21 protein-coding genes are annotated in these 20,329 nt (G+C 63.9%); 13 read left to right on the top strand and 8 right to left on the bottom strand.

What is annotated here, in order from left to right; translation table 11 throughout:
• Positions 1-4: 4 nt before the first annotated feature.
• Positions 5-460, bottom strand: coding sequence for a cupin domain-containing protein (locus tag ABIB99_RS26090; RefSeq protein ID WP_028149662.1), 456 nt, complete (start codon positions 458-460; stop codon positions 5-7).
• 27 nt (positions 461-487) lie between these two features.
• Positions 488-1,663, bottom strand: a complete 1,176-nt coding sequence (locus ABIB99_RS26095) for an ABC transporter substrate-binding protein (protein ID WP_085405776.1) — start codon at positions 1,661-1,663, stop codon at positions 488-490.
• Between the two features lie 257 nt (positions 1,664-1,920).
• On the opposite strand from ABIB99_RS26095, the gene ABIB99_RS26100 reads away from it, so the two are divergent.
• The 3 genes from ABIB99_RS26100 (at position 1,921) to ABIB99_RS26110 (ending at position 4,750) form a co-directional block, all read left to right on the top strand.
• Positions 1,921-2,430 (top strand): MarR family winged helix-turn-helix transcriptional regulator, encoded by a 510-nt coding sequence (locus ABIB99_RS26100; protein WP_014493760.1) that lies wholly within the window; start codon positions 1,921-1,923, stop codon positions 2,428-2,430.
• 148 nt (positions 2,431-2,578) lie between these two features.
• A complete protein-coding gene (locus ABIB99_RS26105; protein ID WP_354115037.1) occupies positions 2,579-4,270 on the top strand; it encodes a benzoate-CoA ligase family protein in 1,692 nt (563 codons plus the stop codon).
• 21 nt (positions 4,271-4,291) lie between these two features.
• Complete coding sequence (locus ABIB99_RS26110; protein ID WP_354123911.1) at positions 4,292-4,750, top strand: RidA family protein; 459 nt, start codon at positions 4,292-4,294, stop codon at positions 4,748-4,750.
• A gap of 18 nt (positions 4,751-4,768) precedes the next feature.
• Here the strand turns inward: ABIB99_RS26110 and ABIB99_RS26115 are convergent, their stop codons facing one another.
• The 3 genes from ABIB99_RS26115 to ABIB99_RS26125 form a co-directional block, all read right to left on the bottom strand.
• The gene (locus ABIB99_RS26115; RefSeq protein ID WP_071911847.1) at positions 4,769-5,497 is read right to left on the bottom strand and encodes a CBS domain-containing protein; all 729 of its coding nucleotides are present in this window, start codon (positions 5,495-5,497) and stop codon (positions 4,769-4,771) included.
• 92 nt (positions 5,498-5,589) lie between these two features.
• Positions 5,590-6,564: a CHAD domain-containing protein gene (locus ABIB99_RS26120; protein ID WP_354178087.1), complete on the bottom strand. Its 975-nt coding sequence runs from the start codon at positions 6,562-6,564 to the stop codon at positions 5,590-5,592.
• A 25-nt stretch (positions 6,565-6,589) separates the two neighbouring features.
• Positions 6,590-8,113 carry a bifunctional aminoglycoside phosphotransferase/ATP-binding protein gene (locus tag ABIB99_RS26125; RefSeq protein ID WP_354178089.1) on the bottom strand — a complete coding sequence of 508 codons (1,524 nt, stop codon included), beginning with the start codon at positions 8,111-8,113 and terminating at the stop codon, positions 6,590-6,592.
• Between the two features lie 183 nt (positions 8,114-8,296).
• Here ABIB99_RS26125 and ABIB99_RS26130 point away from each other — a divergent pair, with 183 nt between their 5' ends.
• Together ABIB99_RS26130 and ABIB99_RS26135 are read left to right on the top strand one after the other, a co-directional pair.
• Entirely contained in the window at positions 8,297-9,136 is an 840-nt protein-coding gene (locus tag ABIB99_RS26130) for a universal stress protein (protein WP_354178091.1), read from the top strand.
• Positions 9,137-9,205: 69 nt separating this feature from the next.
• A complete protein-coding gene (locus tag ABIB99_RS26135) occupies positions 9,206-11,899 on the top strand; it encodes a bifunctional acetate--CoA ligase family protein/GNAT family N-acetyltransferase (protein WP_208087839.1) in 2,694 nt (897 codons plus the stop codon).
• Positions 11,900-11,908: 9 nt separating this feature from the next.
• On the opposite strand, the gene ABIB99_RS26140 is transcribed toward ABIB99_RS26135, so the two are convergent.
• Positions 11,909-12,391 (bottom strand): phage holin family protein, encoded by a 483-nt coding sequence (locus tag ABIB99_RS26140; RefSeq protein WP_208087838.1) that lies wholly within the window; start codon positions 12,389-12,391, stop codon positions 11,909-11,911.
• Positions 12,392-12,667, bottom strand: a complete 276-nt coding sequence (locus tag ABIB99_RS26145; RefSeq protein ID WP_208087837.1) for a hypothetical protein — start codon at positions 12,665-12,667, stop codon at positions 12,392-12,394.
• Between the two features lie 176 nt (positions 12,668-12,843).
• On the opposite strand from ABIB99_RS26145, the gene ABIB99_RS26150 reads away from it, so the two are divergent.
• From ABIB99_RS26150 to ABIB99_RS26175, 6 genes are all read left to right on the top strand, one after another.
• Positions 12,844-13,980: an ABC transporter permease gene (locus tag ABIB99_RS26150; protein ID WP_208087836.1), complete on the top strand. Its 1,137-nt coding sequence runs from the start codon at positions 12,844-12,846 to the stop codon at positions 13,978-13,980.
• 2 nt (positions 13,981-13,982) lie between these two features.
• Positions 13,983-14,750, top strand: coding sequence for an ABC transporter ATP-binding protein (locus ABIB99_RS26155; RefSeq protein ID WP_208087835.1), 768 nt, complete (start codon positions 13,983-13,985; stop codon positions 14,748-14,750).
• 3 nt (positions 14,751-14,753) lie between these two features.
• Positions 14,754-15,857, top strand: a complete 1,104-nt coding sequence (locus ABIB99_RS26160) for an ABC-type transport auxiliary lipoprotein family protein (protein WP_208087834.1) — start codon at positions 14,754-14,756, stop codon at positions 15,855-15,857.
• 127 nt (positions 15,858-15,984) lie between these two features.
• Complete coding sequence (locus ABIB99_RS26165; protein WP_208087833.1) at positions 15,985-16,698, top strand: helix-turn-helix domain-containing protein; 714 nt, start codon at positions 15,985-15,987, stop codon at positions 16,696-16,698.
• An 83-nt stretch (positions 16,699-16,781) separates the two neighbouring features.
• The gene (locus ABIB99_RS26170) at positions 16,782-16,907 is read left to right on the top strand and encodes a hypothetical protein (protein WP_256461316.1); all 126 of its coding nucleotides are present in this window, start codon (positions 16,782-16,784) and stop codon (positions 16,905-16,907) included.
• A gap of 282 nt (positions 16,908-17,189) precedes the next feature.
• A complete protein-coding gene (locus tag ABIB99_RS26175) occupies positions 17,190-17,918 on the top strand; it encodes a Crp/Fnr family transcriptional regulator (RefSeq protein WP_028149678.1) in 729 nt (242 codons plus the stop codon).
• Positions 17,919-17,922: 4 nt separating this feature from the next.
• Here the strand turns inward: ABIB99_RS26175 and ABIB99_RS26180 are convergent, their stop codons facing one another.
• Positions 17,923-18,705, bottom strand: coding sequence for a cyclase family protein (locus tag ABIB99_RS26180; protein WP_071917324.1), 783 nt, complete (start codon positions 18,703-18,705; stop codon positions 17,923-17,925).
• 427 nt (positions 18,706-19,132) lie between these two features.
• On the opposite strand from ABIB99_RS26180, the gene ABIB99_RS26185 reads away from it, so the two are divergent.
• Complete coding sequence (locus ABIB99_RS26185; protein ID WP_208087832.1) at positions 19,133-19,291, top strand: hypothetical protein; 159 nt, start codon at positions 19,133-19,135, stop codon at positions 19,289-19,291.
• A gap of 22 nt (positions 19,292-19,313) precedes the next feature.
• Positions 19,314-20,285 (top strand): TRAP transporter substrate-binding protein, encoded by a 972-nt coding sequence (locus tag ABIB99_RS26190; protein WP_071911867.1) that lies wholly within the window; start codon positions 19,314-19,316, stop codon positions 20,283-20,285.
• Positions 20,286-20,329 lie beyond the last annotated feature (44 nt).

Genomic DNA, 20,329 nt, shown 5'->3' on the forward strand with positions numbered 1-20,329 from the left:
GCTGCTAGCCGCCGGGCGGCGGCGGCAGGAAGTGGATGTTGAATTCGGCGGCCATCGCCACCACGTCCTCGGGCTTCTGTTCCTTCATGTTGTGAAGGCCCCAGAACAGGTCGAACAGCTTGCGGGTTGGCGACACCCAGAACAGCACCTTTGCCGTCTGCTCCGACTTGTTGAAGATGCCGTGCGGCACGCCCATGCCGAGGCGGATCAGATCGCCCGCGGTCGCCTGCGACTCCGAATTGCCGAGCACGAAGTCGAGTTTGCCCTCGAGCATGTAGAGATACTCATCCTGGTCGGGATGGATGTGCGGCGGCACGAATGTGCCCGGCGGCAATGTCGCGTGCCAGGAGAAGCTGTGCTCGGTATTGCTCTTCGGCACATAGGTCTGGCCGAGGATGTTCCAGGAAATGCCCTGGATCCCTTCATTGGCCCGTGTGATGCCGGTGATTTCGCTTTTCATTGCAGTCCTCCCGTATTGCGGTGCGGCTTAGTTTGCCGCCTTGCAGTCCTTGGCATAGCGGTCGCCATAGTTCTCGAAGACCTTCTGAACGATCTCGGTCTGGAACTTGCCGTCCGCACGCTTGGCGACCTTGGTCAGATAGAAATCCTGGATCGGATAGCCGTTGGTGTTGAACTTGAAGGCGCCGCGCAGAGAGGTGAAGTCGGCCTTCTTCAGCGCAGCCCCAACCGCATCCTTGTTCGAGAGATCGCCTTTCACGGCCTTGACCGCGCTGTCGATCAGCATCGCGGCGTCATAGGCCTGAAAAGCGTAGGTGCCGGGCACGACGTTGTAGGCGGCTTCATAGGCCGCGACGAACTTCTTGTTCTGCGGATTGTCGAGATTGGGCGCCCAGTTCGCGCCGCCAAACATGCCGACGGCCGCATCCTGCTGCGCCGGCAAGGTCGATTCATCCACCGTGAAAGCCGAGAGCACCGGAATGCTGTCGGCAAGGCCGGCCTGCCGGTATTGCTTGACGAGATTGACGCCGAGGCCGCCCGGCATGAACGTGAACAGCGCATCGGGCTTCTGCGACGAGATCTTGGAAAGTTCCGGCTGGAAGTCCAGCGTGTTCAGCGGCATGTAGGATTCTTCGACGATCTCGCCCTTGTAGTCGAGCTTGAAGCCCGCCACCGAATCCTTGCCGGCCTGATAGTTCGGCACCATCAGATACATGCGCTTGTAGCCGCGATCCTGCGCCACCTTGCCGAGGATCTCGTGGACCTGATCGTTCTGGTACGACGTCACATAGAAGAACGGGTTGCAGTCCTTACCGGCGAAAGTCGATGGGCCGGCGTTGGGGCTGATCAGGAACGTCTTGGACTCCGTAATGGGGCGGTGGATCGCCTGGAGGATGTTGGAGAAGATCGGGCCCACCACGAAGTCGACCTTGTCGCGCTCCAGAAGGCCCTTGACCTTCGTGACCGCTGCGTCGGGCTTCAACTCGTCATCGGCGACGATCACCTCGACATCTCGGCCCCCCATCTTCCCGCCGAGATCCTTCACGGCGAGCGCAAAGCCGTCGCGGACCTGCTGGCCAAGCGCGGCGGCGGGGCCCGACAGGGTCACGACCACGCCCAGCTTGATCTTCTCCTGGGCGAGGGAAGGGCTCACCGCGGTGCCGAGCAGCAGGGCGGCAGCGGCCAAGGTCGTTTGCGTCTTCATGATGTGTCCCCGTGACGATCGGGCTTGCGCAGCAAGCCGCGTACTCCAATCCAAGCTTATGCCGATGATGGCGGCCGCGGCAAGCAAGCTCAAGGCGTGGCCATCCTGCGGGCAGTGCGCATGCAAGCGGCGCGCCAGTTATTTGAAGCCTAAAGAAATTCGGTGCGGTCGATTGTTGCAGCTTTAGGCTTGCGGCCGGGGCCGATTTATTTGAAGCTCAAAACGTTGGGGAATCCGTGCTGGCGCCAGGGCCGGCCATGAGTGACTGCATCGAGATGCTCGATTCCGAGACCAAGGCCGTCGAGACGCCGGAGGACCACGCCGAAGAGCTTCGGCTGTGGCTGCGTCTGCTCACCTGCACCACCCTGATCGAAGGCGAAGTCCGTGGCCGCCTGCGACAGCGCTTCGACGTCACGCTGCCCCGGTTCGACCTGATGGCGCAGCTCGACAAGGCGCCCGATGGCATGACGCTGTCCGACGTCTCCAAGCGCATGATGGTGTCCAACGGCAACGTCACCGGCCTCGTCGAACGGCTGGTGGAATCGGGCCATCTCGACCGGCGCACCTCGGAGACGGACCGCCGCGTCCAGGTGATCCGCCTCACAAAGCTGGGTCGCGCCGAGTTTCGCAGGATGGCTGCGGAGCACGAGACCTGGATCGCCGATCTGTTCGCCGACCTGACTCCGAAGGATGTTCGCGAATTGATGCGGCTCCTGGCCAAGACAAAGGCGTCGGCGCAGAAATCGGCCGGTCGCCGCCGGCCGTAGTCCGCCAGCGGGGCACCCCGCCAGTCCCACCTTGCCGCCGGAAAATGCATGGGATGCCCAAAATCCGCTATTGCGCCGAATTGTTTTAAGCCTAAAATGTTTTCTAGATGATGCTGCCGGGTGCTTTCCATGCTGAAAGGAGCGTGCGATGGCCAACGCCGCTAAGGCTCAAGAGTCGGGCTCGTATGACGGCAACGCCGCGACAGCCCACGTCGATACATTCGCACGGCAGCATCTGCCGCCGCGCGAGTTCTGGCCCGAATTCATATTCACGCGGCCGGAGCTGCACTATCCGCAGCGATTGAACTGCGTCAGCTATTTTCTCGACCGCTGGGTCGAGCAGGGCCACGGCGACGCGCCGTGCGTCATCAGTCCGGCCGTCAGCTACACCTATCGCGAGCTGCAAGCGCTCGTGAACCGCATCGCCGACGTTCTGGTTCGCAAGCTTGGTCTCGTAACCGGCGGACGCGTGCTGCTGCGCTCCGCCAACAATCCGATGATGGTTGCGACCTATCTCGCGGTGATCAAGGCTGGCGGCATCGTCGTGGCGACCATGCCTCTGCTGCGCGCCAAGGAACTATCTTATCCGATCCAGAAGGCGGAGATTACACTCGCGCTCTGCGATGGAAAACTCTCGGAGGAGATGGAGAAGGCGAAAGCGGCGGCGCCCGGCCTCAAGCACGTGGTCTATTGGGGCAACGGCGCGTCGGACTCGCTCGAGGCGCTGATTGCTGATGCGAGCCCGGAGTTCAAGGCGGTCGATACCGCCGCCGATGACATCTGCCTGATTGCCTTCACGTCGGGCACGACGGGCGATCCCAAGGGCACCATGCATTTCCATCGGGATATGCTGGCGGTCTGCGACGGTTATGCGCACAACATCTTGAGGGCGGAGCAGAAGGATCGCTTCGTCGGTTCAGCCCCGCTCGCCTTTACCTTCGGCTTCGGCGGCGTGTTGTTTCCGATGCATATCGGCGCTTCCTTCGTCGTGCTGGAGAAGACGACACCGGACGACATGCTGACGGCGATCGAGCAATACAAGACCTCGGTCTGCTTCACCGCGCCAACCGCCTATCGCGCCATGATCGGCAAGCTCGCGGGGCGCGACATTTCTTCGCTGCGAAAGTGCGTCTCTGCGGGCGAGACCCTCCCCAAGCCGACATTCGATGCCTGGCTCAAGGCCACCGGCATCAAGCTGATGGACGGCATCGGTTCGACCGAGCTGCTGCACATCTTCATCAGCGCGACCGTGGACGAGATCCGTCCCGGCGCAACCGGCAAACCCGTGCCGGGTTACGAAGCAAAAATCGTCGATGACGACGGCAATGACCTGCCGCCGGGCACGATGGGGCGGCTCGCGGTGCGCGGCCCGACCGGCTGCCGCTATCTCGCCGACGAGCGGCAGCGCAAATACGTCCAGAACGGCTGGAACATCACCGGCGATACCTATCTGATGGATAGCGACGGCTACTTCTGGTACCAGTCGCGCTCCGACGACATGATCGTGTCAGCCGGGTACAACATCGCGGGCACGGATGTGGAGGCGGCGCTGCTGACGCATCCATCCGTAGCCGAGTGCGGCGTCGTCGGTGCGCCGGACGAGGCGCGTGGCATGATCGTGAAGGCCTATGTCATCGCCGCCCCAGGTGTGACGCCGGACGCTCAACTCGCAGCGGAGTTGCAGGAGCATGTCAAACGTGAGATTGCGCCTTACAAATATCCGCGCGCGATCGAGTTCGTGGCGCAACTGCCGAAGACCGAGACCGGCAAGTTGAAGCGATTTGCCCTGCGGCAGTTGGCGCAGGCTGCAGCGACGTCCTCTGGCGTTGCGGCGGAATAAGAGAAGGATGAAGAATTGTCCGTGACGACGCCGAAAGGCCCGCACCTGGCAGTGCTGCCGACAGCAGCCGAGGACGAAACCGGCTCTAGGGCGCAGGTGCTCCAACCGTCCGGCTGGCCGCTACCGAAAGGCTATGCCAACGGCATGGCCGCCGAGGGGCGCATCGTCGTCACCGGCGGCGTGATCGGCTGGGACGCCGAGGAGCGTCTCGCGGACGGCTTTGTCGCGCAGGTGCGCCAAGCCCTGAGCAACATCGCCGAGATATTGGCGGAGGCGGGGGCGCGGCCCGAGCACCTCGTGCGCCTGACCTGGTACGTCGTCGACATGGACGAATACCTGGCGAACCTGAGGGAGCTCGGCAAGAGCTACCGTGCGACCTTCGGTGCGCACTATCCTGCGATGGCGCTGGTGCAGGTCGTCCGCCTCGTCGAGAAGGCGGCGCGCGTCGAGATTGAAGCCACTGCCGTCATTCCCCGCTAAGCCGCCTTCGGTTCGCGCCTAGCTTGCCCTGGCGAGATCGTCGTCCTCGGGCGAATTCAGATAGACGCCCGATACGGTGTCGACCCAGCACAGATGGTCGTGCACCTTCTTGACGCCCTCGACGTTCTCCGCCGCAACGACGGCGGCCTGACGCGCGCGTTCCTCAGTGATGACGCCGCTCAGATGAACGATGCCGTCCCGGACGATGACGTTCAGTCCGAACGGGCACCAGTCGTTTTTCTCCATGGTGTCGATGATACGGCCTCGAATGTGATCGTCGTCGGCCGTCGGATCCGGTACCTCGCGGGCGAGCCCCGCCACCGCCTGCAATAGATTGGCGCGCGAGACGATGCCGACGACCTTGTCGCCGCGCACCACCGGCAGCCGCTTGACGTTGTTCCGTTCCATGAGATCGACGATCTCCGCGAGCGCCGTATCCTCGGTGATGGTCACGACCGAGTCGGTCATCACCTCCGAGACCTTGCGGCCATGTTCGTGGACGAAATCGCTGGCGGATTTGCCGGGGCCGAGGATGAACCGCAGCCAGCGGCCTCGCTTGCGCCCGGTGCCGATTTCGCTGCGGCGGACGAAATCCCCCTCGGAGACCACGCCGACCAGCTTGCCGGCATCGTCGACCACGGTGAGGCCGCTGACGTGCCGCTTCAGCATGATGTTTGCCGCCTCGACGATGCTGGTGTGGGGGGCAACCGAGATGACCGAGCGGGTCATGATCTGGTGGGCGCGCATGGGGAAGCTCCGCAAGTTCACACGAATATCGATGTGTGGAGCTTAGGTCACCGGCAGGAAGCTGATTTGACCCAAGTCAAGCTGGTCCGCACCTAATCTTCGGGCTCTGCATTCGGGGCGAGGTCGGAGGAGCGGAACGGCTTGGCCTTGTCCAGTTTCCGGTAAGCGTTCGTGGCGGTCCGCAACAGCTTCTTTTGGCGCTTCCGGTTGAGGAAGCGAATGCCCGCCTCGGGGACGGCCTCGTTCAGTGATGCTGCCAGGGTTTGCCCTCGCGCATCGTCGTTCAATTGCCCGAGGGACTTCTGCGCCTTGCGCAATTGCTTGAGGATCGACTTCTGTTTGGTCAGCGATTCGTCTGCAAACAAATCCTCTAGCGATTCGATCGAATAGGTCAGCCGCTTGTTGAGGAGCCGCAGCTTGTGCCGTTTTCCGACGTCGAGCTTGCGCAGTTTCCGCGCCTTCCTGAGCAGCGTCGTTTCCCATTCCGTGAGCTGCGCCGTCGCGTGGTCGGCAAGCGGGCAGCGGCGCAATCGGATGGCCTCCTTGCTGCGCCGGGTCGACCAAGGACCGCTCTCGATCCAGGCGGAGGTCTGCTCGACAAGACGGCGATACCGCGCCGATTGCAGCGCGCGCGCCAGCAGGCGGTGGCTCTCGGCGCGCTTCTCGTCCCAATGCTGAAGCTCGGCGATCACGTCAAGCTCGCCTCCGCTTTCGGCGATAACCCGCTCGATCGCCACGTCTAGGTCGCGCACCATGCCGAGCTGGCTGTTCAGCCATTTCAGTTCGGCCCAGACATTCGGCCGCAGGGCATCGTCGACCATGGGCGAGAAGAAGCGGATGGCGGTGCGCAGATGCGTCAGTGCGATCCGGATCTGATGCAGCGCCTCGGGATCGCCGTGGCAGGTGCCATCGTGCTGGGCGAGGACGGCATCGAGGTGGCGGCGGGCGATAATCCGGAACGCGGTGTCGCAGGCCATGCCGGGGCTGAGGCGGCCGGGCAGAACATTGCGCCGCGCCGCAGGCTTGGCGCGAGCGGTCGCCATCGAACTCGTGGTGGGTCGCGCCATCCTAGCCCGCGCCAATCAGATTGCCTTATTTGCCCTCAGCGATTACGTCCCGGCAATTCTGGAGCGTCTGCGCTTGTGTCCCGGATGCATCGATGGTCGCCCAACCGACATGGCCGATATTATAGTGCTCTTGCTGCGCGGCAACCTCTTGCGTGGCGTCGGACGCGTCGCCCCGGCGGCCGCCGATTCGCGCCTGGCGGGTGGCGAGGTCGGCGACGAGGAATAGTCCATTGAGCGGTACGCTGCACTCGCGTGCCAGGGCGGCCATCTCGTCTCGCTCGGTCTCGCGCGCAAAGACGGCGTCGACGATTGCCGAGTGGCCTTGCGCCAGAACCTGCCGGGCGCGCTGCATCAGCACCCCGTAGACGCGCGCCGTCACGTCAGGCCGGTACGTGGACGGCGGTAGCCGTTCGGTGTGTCCCACCTGAAACAGCTGCTTGCGAATGACGTCGCTGCGCAGCACGACGGCGCCCGGATGTGGCGCCACGACGGGCGCCAGCGCGCGGGCGAGCACGGATTTGCCGGTGCCCGACAGTCCGCCAACCGCGATCAGGCGAGGGGCGGGGGGATGAATCAAAGCCCGGGCGAGCTCGAAATAGCGGCGCGCCTCGTCGAGAGTGCCGGGGCCGTCGGCATCAAGCCGCCTCAGTCGCGCCAGCGCCACCTGCGCACGGATCGCGGCGCGCATGGACATGAACAGTGGCAGCGCCGCCAGGGCGTCGAGCGTTTCGTCGGGCGCCGTCATCAGATACTGGTTCAGGACGGCATTGGCCGTGGCCGACTGGTCATGGCGCAGCAGGTCCATCAGCGTGAACGCAAGATCGTAGAGCACGTCCACAGTCGCCATCTGCGCGTCGAATTCGATCGCGTCGAACAGGACAGGCTGCCGGTCGATCAGCACGATATTGGCAAGATGCAAGTCGCCGTGACAGCGGCGCACGAAACCGTGGCGCGCGCGTTCTTCCAGTGTAGCGCGGACGCGCAGGAATGCCCGGTGTGAGGCTTTGTCAAGCTGATCAACCTCTGCTGCTTCGAAATGGCCACCGCTGCGCAGCCCGGTGCTGTTGCCATCGATCAGCGCAGGAATGGAGGCAATCCATGCGGCGCCATCCGCGACGGGCGCCCTCGCATGCGATGCTGCGATCGCATCCGCGATGGCCGCAGCGAGCTCTGCATCCAGCGGGCCGGCTTTTGCCACATGGTCCAGCGTCCGGTTTTCGTCGAAGCGGGACATGTCGACCGCATACTCGATCGGCCGGCCGCCACCGTCGATCTCGATCGATCCATCCGGTTCCTCCGTGATCGCCACGACGCGGTGATAGATTTGCGGCGCGAGCGGCCGGTTGATCCTGATCTCCTCTTCGCAGGCCGCCTCGCGCTTTTCGAGCGTCGAATAGTCGAGGAATGGAAACTTGACAGCCCGCTTGATCTTCAGGGCGCGCGTTCCGTCGAGAAACACCGACGCTGCGTGGGTGTCGATCCGCTTTACGCCAGGACGCGCGTTTAGAGCTTCGAAGACCCGTTCCTGGATTGCAGAATCGTCTGTCATCTCAGCAGGCATTTCCAGATGCGTCAGCGGTGAGGCAGCAGGCTAATCCTTAGAGGCGGATCGGGGCCAGTCCTTGACATCGGTCAAAGCCTGTCGTCGGCTGGCTGCGCGGTGTTCCCGCCTTGAGGAGGATCAAGCTTCCCGGCGAAAGGTGGCTTATCCTAACCGGTAAGGAGAATCCCGATGCCCATCAAGGATGTCTTTCTGCCGCTTGTCGGCCAACCGCGCGGACCGGCCCTCGCCGCGATCGCGACATGCGTGGCTGTCGCCGCCGACCTCGGCGCCAGGATCACCGCGCTCGCGCTCGAGGAAGATGTTTTCGTGCGGCCGAAGGTCATCATCCCTGGCGATTTGGATCCCCCGGAGGCGAGCGGTTCGCGTGAGCTCAGCGACGTGCAGCAACTCCTCAATGCCTTCACCAATGCAGCCTCCCGCGCCAACATTCGTGCCCAAAGCCGATCGGGTAAGGTGCCGGCGGACCAGATGGCGTCGATCCTGGCCGAGCATGCGCGCTTCAGCGATCTGACGTTGGTCCCCGTGAGGCCGCATGACAGTCAAACGGAACGCATCATCGAAACGCTCCTGTTCGAATCCGGCCGGCCGCTGCTGCTCTGCCCGGAACAGCATGTGGACGAGCTGCGACCGGAGTTCGAGAACGTCATGATCGCCTGGGATCACTCCGCCCGTGCCGCGCGGGCCGTCGGCGACGCGCTGCCCATTCTTCAGGCTGCTTCATCCGCCCGGGTGGTCACGGTGGCGGACGACAAGACCGATGCCTTCGTGCAATCCGGAACCGCGCTCGTCGACCATCTGAGGGAACACGGGGTCTACGCCTCGTTCGAAACGACGAAGGGCGGCGGCAGCTCGATCGGCAAGGTGCTCGGGAGCTGGGCGAATTCCCATGCCATGGATGCGATCGTGATGGGCGCCTACCATCATTCACGCCTGAACGAGATCGTCTGGGGTGGTGTGACAAAGACCGTCATTGGCCAGCCGCCGTGCTGGGTTATTATCTCGCACTAGGCGCATCGCCAGTTTATCGGCCTGATCGCCAACCATCGGAACCGCCACCGACCGGGCGCATTTGCTTTCATGTCAACCTATCGCTTGAAGAATCTGCTGTCGCCGCGTTCGGTTGCGCTTGTCGGCGCGAGCGCCCGCCCGGTCTCCGTCGGCCGCGCCGTTCTTGAGAATATTCACAAGGCCGAATTCAAGGGTCGGTTCGGCCTCGTCAATCCGCGCCATGCCGAGATCGGCGGCATCGCCGCGGTGGGCAGTCTGGACAGGCTGGACTTCGTGCCCGAGCTCGTGGTCATCACCGCGCCGGCGCGCGAGGTCCCCGGTATTATCGACCAGGCCGGACGTCGTGGCTCGGCCGGCGCGCTGATCGTCTCGGCGGGCCTCGGTCACGGACCTGGGTCCCTGCACGAGGCCGCGATCGCGGCGGCACGCAAATACGGCATGCGGCTGATTGGGCCGAACTGCCTCGGCATCATGATGCCCGGCGTCAGCCTCAATGCCAGCTTTGCCGCGCACATGCCGGGGGCGGGCAACCTCGCGCTGATCTCGCAATCCGGCGCGATCGCGGCCGGAATGGTGGATTGGGCTGCGCAGCGCGGCGTCGGGTTCTCCGGAATTGTCACGATCGGCGATCAGATCGATGTCGATATTGCCGACCTGCTCGACCATTTCGCGATGGACCCCAAGACCCGCGCGATCCTGCTTTATATCGAAGCCATCAAGGACGCGCGCAAGTTCATGTCGGCGGCACGGGCCGCGGCGCGCGTGAAGCCGGTCGTCGTGGTGAAGTCCGGCCGCATGGCGCAGGGTGCCAAAGCGGCGGCAACCCATACGGGCGCGCTCGCCGGCGCCGACGCCGTCTATGATGCCGCGTTCCGCCGTGCGGGCGTCCTGCGGGTCTCCGATCTGCGCGAGCTGTTCGATTGCGCCGAGACACTCGGTCGCGTCGAACCGCCGGCGGGAAAGCGTCTCGCCATCCTCACCAATGGCGGCGGCATCGGTGTCCTGGCCGTGGATCGGTTGGTGGACCTTGGTGGAATCCCGGCATCCATCTCGGCTGAGACGCGCAAGAGCCTCGATGCAGTGCTGCCGCCGACCTGGTCCGGTGCAAATCCCGTCGACATCGTCGGTGATGCCGATGCATCGCGGTACGCGGCGGCGCTGGAGGTGCTGCTCGCAGACCCTGATAATGATGCCGTCCTCGTCCTCAACGTGCAGACCGCGATCGCCCCGGCGGCCGACATCGCCGCGACCGTGACGGAGCTCGTCGGCAAATATCGCGAGAAGCAGCGTCGATGGGCGAAGCCCGTGCTGGCGGCTTGGGTTGGAGCCGATCAGAACATCGTTCAGGCGCTCTCCGGCGCGGGCATTCCGAATTATCCGACCGAAGATGATGCGGTGCGCGGCTTCATGCATCTCGTGAGGCATCGCGAGGTCGTAGAGGAGCTGAGCCAGGTTCCTCCCGCGATGCCCGACACGTTCGTGCCTGACGCCCGGGCTGCCAGGCAGATCGTCGCCGCTGCGATCGCGGACGGCCGCAAATGGCTCGAGCCCATCGAGATCAAGCACCTGCTCGGAGCCTATGACATCGCGATGGTACCGACCCGTGCTGCAACCGATGTCGAGCAGGCTGTCGCCTACGCCAGCGAGATGTTCGCGCAGGGCGTCACAGTCGTGCTGAAGATCATGTCGCGCGACATCGTCCACAAGTCGGACGTCGGCGGCGTCGTCCTCAATCTGACCACGCCGGAGGCCGTGCGCGCGGCTGCCACCGACATTCTCGCGCGGGCGAGGAAGCTCCGTCCCGAAGCCCGCATCGAGGGCGTCATCGTGCAGGCGATGGTCGTCAAGGCGAAGGCGCGCGAGCTGATCCTGGGTCTTGCCGACGATCCCACCTTTGGCACCGTTGTCGTCTTCGGCCGGGGCGGGACGGCGGTCGAGATCATCAACGACAAGGCACTGGCGCTTCCGCCGCTCGATCTGCAACTCGCCCGCGACCTGATCGGCCGCACGCGCGTATCACGGCTGCTGCAGGCCTATCGCGACGTACCCGCGGTCGAGCCGGACGCCGTCGCGATGGTGTTGGTCAAGCTCGCCCAGATGGCCGCCGACCTTCCCGAGATCCGTGAATTCGACATCAACCCACTGCTTGCGGACGAGACCGGCGTGACCGCGGTCGACGCCCGCGTCGCGGTGGAGCCGCCGCAGCGCAAATTCGCCGGCTCCGGCCCGGCCAATTTCGCCGTCCGGGCCTATCCGTCGCAGTGGGAGCGCCGCCTGGCGCTCAAGGATGACTGGCGCATCTTCGTACGGCCCCTGCGTCCCGAGGACGAGCCGACCATCCACGAATTCCTGCGTCACGTCACGGCGCACGACCTCCGCCTGCGCTTCTTCGCGCCGATGAAGGAGTTCACCCACGAGTTCATCGCGCGCCTGACCCAGCTCGATTATGCCCGCGCAATGGCCTTCATCGCATTCGACGAAGCGACCGGCGAGATGGTCGGCGTGGTCCGGCTCCATTCGGACTCGGTCTATGAGAGCGGCGAATATGCGATCCTGCTGCGCTCCGACCTCAAGGGCAGGGGGCTCGGATGGGCGTTGATGCAGTTGATCATCGACTATGCGAGATCGGAGGGGCTGAAGACCATCTCGGGTGATGTTCTCAGGGAGAACACCACAATGCTTGAGATGTGCCGCCAGCTCGGCTTCGACGTGAAGCCGGATTCGACCGAGCCCGACCTCTGTGACGTCAGGCTCAAGCTCTGAGCGTTCCGATCACGAGTGCGCTTCGCGCGATGCGGCGGATTCCGTGGCCGTTTTCCGCAGACTCTTGACGATGATCGCGATCAGCGGCACCAGCACCGGCACAATCGTGCTGAGCGGATGATGGACCGCGCCTGACACCTGGGCCTGGAGCGCCCGCGCCTCGAGCTGCAAGGCTTCGATGGATGCGCCGTGAATTTCATTGGCGAGCTCGATGTCGCGGCCGGATGGAGGACGGCCGGCAACGACGAAGAGAACCGCCGCGATGGCGAAATTGACGGTGCCGAGGATGGCAGCCGCCGCAATTGCGCTCCAGATCTGGACCAGCGCGAAATAGGCCGACAGCTCCAGCATCAGGAGCCCGAATGTCGCGATCAGGGCCGCGAAGGCCCGCAGGCCGAGACCGATCAACAGATGGCGCAGCTTGATGTCCGCGATGATCCTGTCCGCGCGCCACAGCACGCGCAGATGTTTGACGACATTCTCGGTATTCACTTAGTGTCTCCTCAGCATGACGCCGACGACGACGCCGAGTGCGAAAGCGGAGGCGAGCGATGTGACCGGGCGTTCCACAATGAGGCGCTGAAGCTGCTCCTGCTCGTCGCTGACGGTTTCTCCGAGCTCGGCAAGCGCGGCCTTGATCTGATCGGCCAGAGCCTCGGCCCGGTCTTTCGAGCTGTCGAACATCTCTTCGCCTGCGGTGCTCAGCAGACGCGTGACGTCAACCTTCAGCGCTCGCAGTTCTTCGCTCATCCTGTCGCTGTTGAACATGGATTTGAGAACTCCCTTGAATGGAAGCGACCCTAAGGCCCGGCGGCGCGGCCGCGCTTGATTTGCGTCAAGGGACGGCGCGTGGCCCTGGTGTTGAGACAGGTCAACCCGGCCGCCACATGCTGGCCTAGAAGTGGCGGCTGAATGGGGACCAATTGTCCCGATGAGGTGGAAGCGTGAACTCCGAACCGCTGTTGCTGGCAACGCCCTCCGGCGATGTGCTGAAATTGCGCCCGGAAGGGCCGTGGACGGCAGCCAATGTGTCGGCGCTCGAAACGCTGTCCCGATCGGTCGGAGCGGATGTCGATCGATCCAGTGCCGTGACGCTGGACATGTCCGGCGTCAGCGCGCTCGACACGCTCGGCGCCTGGGTGTTGGAGAAGCTGTCGCGACGGGCCGCATCATCCGGCAGATCGGCCGAATTCGTCGGCGTTGCCGATCATTTCAGCGGCCTGATGGATGAGGTGCGTCAGGTCAACCGCCACCCCCCGGCGGTTGCGGCCGCGCCAAACCCGATTCTGCTCAGGCTCGGCGATCTCGGCAAATCTACGGTTGGCGCGCGCGAAGACGTCACGATCTTTCTTCAAATGCTGGGTGCATTGTTCATCGCCGTGATCGGCGTGCTGCGCCGGCCACGCTCGCTGCGGCTGACATCGCTTGTCTATCAGCTCTACCGGATCGGCTGGCAGGCCATTCCGATTGTCGTTCTCATTACCTTCCTGATCGGTGCCATCATCGCCCAGCAGGGGTTCTTTCATTTCCGCAGGTTCGGTGCGGAGTCCTACACTGTCGACATGGTCGGCATCCTGGTGCTGCGCGAGCTGGGTGTGCTGATCGTCGCCATCATGGTCGCCGGCCGGTCGGGGAGCGCGTACACGGCCGAGCTCGGCTCGATGAAGATGCGCGAGGAGATCGACGCGCTCTCGACCATGGGCCTCGATCCCGTCCATGTCCTGATATTGCCGCGAGTGGCAGCCCTCGTCATCGCGCTGCCGATCCTCGCGTTCATTGGGGCGGTTGCGGCGCTCTATGGCGGAGGACTGGTTGCGCAGTTCTACGGCGGGATGGCACCGGCGATCTACATCGCGCGGCTGCATGAGGCCATCTCCGTCACCCATTTCGAGGTCGGCATCCTGAAGGCGCCCTTCATGGCTCTGGTGATCGGGATCGTCGCCTGCAGCGAAGGATTGCGTGTGAAGGGCAGCGCGGAATCGCTCGGGCGGCAGACGACCACGTCGGTGGTGAAATCGATCTTCCTGGTGATCGTGCTCGACGGCTTATTCGCGATCTTCTTCGCTTCGATCGGAATGTGACGATGGACGAATCGCAAGAGGTATTCGCGATCCGCGTTCGCGACCTCGTGGTCGGCTTCGGCCGCCAGACCGTGCTCGACCATCTGTCGCTCGACGTCCGCCGAGGCGAGATCCTCGGGCTCGTCGGTGCCTCCGGCGGCGGCAAGTCGGTCTTGATGCGCACCATCATCGGCCTGATCCCGCGCCAGGGCGGGAGCATCGAAGTCATGGGACGGCCGATCGGTGGCCGCACCGAAGGCGCGGCCACGACGTGGGGCATTTTGTTCCAGCAAGGTGCGCTGTTCTCCTCGCTGACGGTACGTCAAAACGTGCAGTTTCCGCTCCGCGAAAATCTCGTGCTGTCGCAGGAGCTGATGGACGAGATCGCCATCGCCAAGCTCGAGATGGTCGGGTTGCGAGCGCAGGACGCCGACAAATATCCGTCGGAGCTCTCGGGCGGCATGACCAAACGCGTGGCGCTAGCCCGCGCACTTGCACTCGATCCGCCGATCCTGTTCCTGGACGAGCCGACCTCCGGTCTCGACCCGATCGCCGCCGGCGATTTTGACGCGCTGATCGGGACGCTGCAGAAGACCCTCGGCCTCACCGTGTTCATGGTCACCCATGATCTTGCGAGCCTCACCACGGTCTGCGACCGCGTCGCCGCGCTCGCCGACGGCAAGATCGTGGCGATCGGCCCGATGCGCGAATTGCTGCAATCCGAGCATCCCTGGGTGCGCGCCTATTTCCACGGCAAGCGCTCTCAGATGCTGCAACACGAGATGAGATGAGACATGGAAACCCGCGCTCCCTACGTGCTGATCGGCAGCTTCGTGCTGGCCGCTATCCTCGCGGTGTTCGGCTTCGTCTATTGGCTGAACAACACAGGCGGCATCGGGCCGCGCGCAAACTATCATGTGCAATTCCAGGGGCCGGTGCCGGGCCTGCTGGTCGGTGCCGGTGTGCTGTTCAACGGCATCCGGGTCGGCGAGGTGACGCAGATCGGCCTCGCGCCGGATAATCCGCGCTTCGTCAATGCGACGATCTCGGTTGCCTCGACGACACCCGTGCGTACCGACACGAAGGTCGGGCTCGATTTCCAGGGGCTGACCGGCGTGCCGGTGGTGACGCTGGAGGGCGGCATGATCGTTGCCAAGGCCGGCGAGCCCGTGACCCTGATCGCCGAGGCCGGTGCAGGCCAGAGCATGACGCAGGCTGCGCGCGATGCGCTGCGACGGGTCGACACCGTGCTGGAGGACAATTCCGGTCCGCTGAAGGACACTATCGCGAACCTCAAGACATTCTCCGACGGGCTCGCGCGCAACACCGGCAAAATCGACGGTATTCTGGCAGGCCTCGAAAAGATGACCGGCGGCGGGACGCCGGCGCAGAAGATCACCTACGACCTGCGCACGCCGCAGAATCTTGGGCCGGCCGGCAAGACGCTTTCGGCGTCACTGGCGATTCCCGAGCCGACCGCGGTCGCGATGCTCCAGACCCAGCGGATGTTGTTTGCACCCAGCGGGGATAATCCGGGTTTTGCGGAATTCCTCTGGGCCGACAGCATTCCAAAACTGGTGCAGGCGCGGCTGATCGACAGCTTTGAGAATTACGACATCGCCCACGCGCCCTTGCGCACGAGCGATCTCGGGCAGGCGGACTACCAGCTCCTGATCGACATCAGGCGCTTCCGGATCGCCACGGAAGGCGAGGCTCGGGTCGAGATCGGACTGTCGGCACGCATCGTCGACAAGAACGGCAAAGTGGTGGCGTCGCGCCTCGTCGAGACCAGCGAGACGCTTGACAAGGTCGAGCCGGCCGCGGCGGTCGCAGCGTTCGACACAGCTTTCGCCCGCATTGCAAAGGAGCTGATCGGCTGGACGGTGCAGGCGGTCTAGCAACAGCACAAGACGGCCATGCCCGCCAAAATTGATCTGGGTCAATCGGCTTTGGCGCAGTGCAGTAAAATGCAGCCCGCGCGGTGGGCTCGGCCTGATGCGGGGCAGCCGGTGCTTGGAGCGGTAGATGAAGGCTTCCGTGGTGACGATTGAGCCGAACGGGCATTTCTGTCGCGATTGTGCGGTCCGCGACTTCGCGGTGTGCTCGTCGCTGGACCCGGCCGAGCTCAGGGAATTCGAGCATCTGGGGCGCCGCGTCCTCTTTGACGGGGGCGAGACCGTCTTCTCCGAGGAGGACAGCACGACCTCGTTCTACAATCTCCTCGACGGCGTCATGCGGCTCTACAAGCTGTTGCCCGACGGTCGGCGGCAGATCGTGGGATTCGCGTTACCAGGCGATTTCCTGGGGATGAATATTTCCGGCCGTCACAATTTTTCGGCCGATGCGATCGGTGGCGTCACAGTGTGCCAGTTCGCGAAGGCGCCCTTCGGCCGCTTCGTCGAGAGCCGGCCGCACCTCCTCAGGCGGATCAACGAGCTGGCGATTCGCGAGTTGAGCCAGGCGCGCGACCACATGGTCCTGCTCGGCCGCCGATCGGCGGACGAGAAAGTCGCGACGTTTCTGCTCGCCTGGCGCGAGCGGCTATTCTCGCTGAAGGGGGCGTCGGACACGGTTCAGCTGCCGATGAGTCGTCAGGACATTGCCGATTATCTCGGCCTGACCATCGAAACCGTCAGTCGCACCTTCACCAAGCTGGAGCGACATGGGGTGATCGAGATCGTTCATGGCGGCATCAGCCTGCTCGATCCGGCGAAGGTCGAGGCCTTGGCTGCGGCCTGATCCGGCGCTCGCCAATTTTGATCCCAATCAATGACGGCGGTCGTGCGCCGCCAATAATGCCCAAAATAACAGGGGAGGGCATCATGCCGACTGACGCACTGCTGGTGACGATCGCTGTCGTGGTCGTTTTTGTCACATTCGCCGGGGCCTTGGCATGGGCAGACCGGCAAACCAGCGCAGGTCGCCCCGATTCGGACGCCAAGCACTGACGGTCCCGAGATCACAATCGCGTTTTACCGTGCTTGCCGCGGAGGCTTCCACGGCCAGCTCGCGGCCGTTCGGCAGCGCCTCAACGCAATGGTGCGCGCGATAGCTGCAACTCTGCATCGACCGGGACACATTGGCTCATCCCCCGGATGCCGCCTTGGCGCCCGACCGCGGCATTTTCGCCGTATTTGGCTCAAACCGTGCACATGCTTTCCGGTTGAAAAGCCTGCTAACGTTGACTACGCAGGAACTCCAGTGCCTCGCAGTCTTAGGAGCCGAGCGGCGTGCCTCAGGACAAGACCGGCGACCCCCGACAAGCGGCGGGCAACAAATTATCGGTCCTGCGCAAGCACCCGATCTTCGCGGATCTGGAGCCAGATGCGCTCGATCAGCTCTGCCGCTATGCCAAGCACACCACGGTGAAGCGCGGTGCGACGATCGCCGCCAAGGGCGATCCCGGCAACAACCTGTTCGCGGTGATCACGGGAACAGTGAAGATTTCCTCTTCGTCGCCGGATGGAAGGAACGCTATTCTCAATCTGATCGGTCCGGGAGAAATCTTTGGCGAGATCGCGGTTCTCGATGGCGCGCCGCGCTCGGCCGACGCGACTGCCAACACCAATTGCGAACTCTACATCATCGACCGCCGCGACTTCCTGCCATTCGTGAAGAGCCAGCCGGCGCTAGCGATGAAGTTCATCGAGCTGCTCTGCGCGCGCCTGCGCTGGACCAGCCAGCAGGTCGAGCAGGTGATCCTGCAAAATCTGCCGGGCCGGCTTGCGAGCGCGCTGCTCGGTCTCACCGAAGAGCGCAAGTTCGACTCCGGCAGCGGCACGCTCGCCATCACGCAGCAGGAGATCAGCGAGATGGTGGGGATGACGCGCGAGAGCATCAACAAGCAATTGCGCGCCTGGGCCGGCCGCAACTGGGTCCGTCTCGAGCACGGCGCCATCGTCGTGCTGGATACCGATGCGTTGCGCGACCTCGCCGCGAGCGGCCTGGACGGCGAGTGAGGCCTCAGACCTGATTGTCGACGATGGCGACCGCTCGGGTCCACCCTGCGGACGCTCGCTCGATCTTCACCGGGAAGCATGAGACCGTGAATCCAGTCGACGGCAGCTTGTCGAGATTGTGCAGCTTCTCGAGATGGCAATAGCCGATGTGTCGTCCCGCCTTGTGACCTTCCCAGATCAGGCCGGCATCTTTTGTTTCGGCATATTTCTTCGCGGTGTAGACGAACGGCGCGTCCCAGCTCCAGCCGTCGGTGCCGGTCAGCCGCACACCGCGTTCAAGCAGGTACATGGTGGCCTCATAGCCCATGCCGCAGCCGGAGTTGACGTAATCGGCCTGGCCGAATTTGGCGCCGGCGCTGGTGTTGACGACCACGATCTCCAGCGGCGACAGCGTGTGCCCGATCCGTTTCAGCTCCTTCTCGACGTCGTCGGCAGTCACCACGTACCCATCGGCCAGGTGGCGGAAGTCGAGCTTCACGCCGGGCTGCAGGCACCATTCGAGCGGCACCTCGTCGATCGTCCATGACCGCTCGCCGCGATTCATGGTCGGGTGGAAGTGCCAGGGCGCGTCGAGATGCGTGCCGTTGTGGGTGGACAGCGAGACCTGCTCGACCGCCCAGCCCTGGCCATCCGGCAAATCCTCCGCCTTGAGGCCGTCGAAGAACTGCAGCATGCGGGGCAGGCCCTGCTGGTGATCAATATACTGGATCGTCGGGTGATTGCCCGGCGGATCGGCCGTCACGTCGTTTCTGAGCGGCACGGAAATATCGATCAGCTTCCGCGGCATGGGCATTTCCCTCGCGATGTTCCGTTTCGGCGCATCTTGGGCGGGCTCTACCTCTGGCGTCAAGTAACGCCCCGGTGCAGGCGATTTCGGAAAAACGGGGCATTCGTCGATCGCGCCCTCGAAGTGATGCATGATCGATCGATGCAACTCCAGCATTGATCGATGCCGGATTTGGCTTGGACTCAGAATGCCGCCCGCCCTAGGGACGACGTTGGCGACATCGCGCTGATCAGCGCGCATCGCAAGGATGGGGCGACCGTCACGTCTGCACCTCCAAGCCGCAACCAATAGCGGTCGATTCTAAAACCAGAGGAACGTCCATGGATATGACGAGCATCGTCACCTCGCGTCCGGCATTGGCCGACGGCGAGGCGGGATTAAAGGGAAGCCGGCACCTGCCGCGCAAGTCCCCGCCGGAGAGGGCGCGATGAAGCTCGCACCTTTCCTCGCCGTGATCGTTCACCAGTCAAATCCGCTCGACTCCGCCGCGCAATCCTACCAAGGTGGTGCGTTTGCAACGCTTGACTTTACACCCGAAGTGGAGCGACCCAAGGCGGCCTGCAGCATCGGCCCGACAACGACATAATTAACTCAGGAGGAAGCCCCAGATGAAGACACTCACCGGCATCATCGCAGCCGCCGTACTGGCGGTCTCAGCGCCGCTGGCGACCGCACGCGATTTCCGCTCGGCCGACATCCACCCCGCCGATTATCCGACCGTCGAAGCCGTCAAGTTCATGGGCAAGCAGCTCGCAGCCGCGAGCGGCGGCAAGCTCGGTGTGAAGGTGTTTCCCAACGGAGCCCTGGGCTCGGAGAAGGACACCATCGAGCAGCTGAAGATCGGCGCGCTCGACATGATGCGGATCAACGCATCGCCGCTGAACAACTTCGTGCCCGAGACCATCGCGTTGTGCCTGCCCTTCGTGTTCCGGGACACGCAGCACATGCGCACGGTTCTCGATGGTCCGATCGGCGACGAAATCCTGGCGTCCATGGCGCCCGCGGGCCTGATCGGCCTTGCCTATTACGACAGCGGCGCCCGGTCCATTTACACCGTCAAGGCGCCGGTCAAATCGCTCGCCGACCTCAAGGGCCTGAAGATCCGCGTCCAGCAGTCCGACCTCTGGGTCGGCATGATCCAGAGCCTCGGCGCCAACCCGACACCGATGCCGTATGGCGAGGTCTATACCGCGCTCAAGACCGGCCTCGTGGACGCCGCCGAGAACAACTGGCCGTCCTACGAATCCTCGCGTCACTTCGAGGCCGCCAAGTTCTACAACGTCACCGAGCACTCGCTCGCGCCGGAAGTTCTCGTGATGTCCAAGACGGTCTGGGACACGTTGAGCAAGGAGGATCAGGCGATGGTCCGCAAGGCGGCCAAGGAATCGGTGCCCGTCATGCGCAAGCTCTGGGACGAGCGTGAGCAGGCCTCCCGCAAGACCGTCGAGGCGGCCGGCGTGCAGGTCGTAACGATCGCCAACAAAGCGGAATTCGTCGATGCGATGAAGCCGGTGTACGACAAGTTCGCCGGCGACGAGAAGCTGAAGGGCCTCGTCAAGCGGATCCAGGACACGAAGTAGGGCCACAGCGTCGGGTCCGGCGTCGCCGCGAGGCGGCGCCGGAC

Origin of the sequence: Bradyrhizobium sp. LA6.1, from assembly GCF_040547805.1 — a bacterium.
In the GTDB taxonomy this organism is placed as follows: Bacteria; Pseudomonadota; Alphaproteobacteria; order Rhizobiales; family Xanthobacteraceae; genus Bradyrhizobium; species Bradyrhizobium barranii.

Coding starts and splice junctions, on each gene's coding strand:
- ABIB99_RS26090 (WP_028149662.1), bottom strand. CDS start 460: ATGAAAAGCGAAATCACCGGCATCACACGGGCCAATGAAGGGATCCAG.
- ABIB99_RS26095 (WP_085405776.1), bottom strand. CDS start 1,663: ATGAAGACGCAAACGACCTTGGCCGCTGCCGCCCTGCTGCTCGGCACC.
- ABIB99_RS26100 (WP_014493760.1), top strand. CDS start 1,921: ATGAGTGACTGCATCGAGATGCTCGATTCCGAGACCAAGGCCGTCGAG.
- ABIB99_RS26105 (WP_354115037.1), top strand. CDS start 2,579: ATGGCCAACGCCGCTAAGGCTCAAGAGTCGGGCTCGTATGACGGCAAC.
- ABIB99_RS26115 (WP_071911847.1), bottom strand. CDS start 5,497: ATGCGCGCCCACCAGATCATGACCCGCTCGGTCATCTCGGTTGCCCCC.
- ABIB99_RS26120 (WP_354178087.1), bottom strand. CDS start 6,564: ATGGCGCGACCCACCACGAGTTCGATGGCGACCGCTCGCGCCAAGCCT.
- ABIB99_RS26125 (WP_354178089.1), bottom strand. CDS start 8,113: ATGACAGACGATTCTGCAATCCAGGAACGGGTCTTCGAAGCTCTAAAC.
- ABIB99_RS26130 (WP_354178091.1), top strand. CDS start 8,297: ATGCCCATCAAGGATGTCTTTCTGCCGCTTGTCGGCCAACCGCGCGGA.
- ABIB99_RS26135 (WP_208087839.1), top strand. CDS start 9,206: ATGTCAACCTATCGCTTGAAGAATCTGCTGTCGCCGCGTTCGGTTGCG.
- ABIB99_RS26145 (WP_208087837.1), bottom strand. CDS start 12,667: ATGTTCAACAGCGACAGGATGAGCGAAGAACTGCGAGCGCTGAAGGTT.
- ABIB99_RS26155 (WP_208087835.1), top strand. CDS start 13,983: ATGGACGAATCGCAAGAGGTATTCGCGATCCGCGTTCGCGACCTCGTG.
- ABIB99_RS26160 (WP_208087834.1), top strand. CDS start 14,754: ATGGAAACCCGCGCTCCCTACGTGCTGATCGGCAGCTTCGTGCTGGCC.
- ABIB99_RS26165 (WP_208087833.1), top strand. CDS start 15,985: ATGAAGGCTTCCGTGGTGACGATTGAGCCGAACGGGCATTTCTGTCGC.
- ABIB99_RS26170 (WP_256461316.1), top strand. CDS start 16,782: ATGCCGACTGACGCACTGCTGGTGACGATCGCTGTCGTGGTCGTTTTT.
- ABIB99_RS26180 (WP_071917324.1), bottom strand. CDS start 18,705: ATGCCGCGGAAGCTGATCGATATTTCCGTGCCGCTCAGAAACGACGTG.
- ABIB99_RS26185 (WP_208087832.1), top strand. CDS start 19,133: ATGAAGCTCGCACCTTTCCTCGCCGTGATCGTTCACCAGTCAAATCCG.
- ABIB99_RS26190 (WP_071911867.1), top strand. CDS start 19,314: ATGAAGACACTCACCGGCATCATCGCAGCCGCCGTACTGGCGGTCTCA.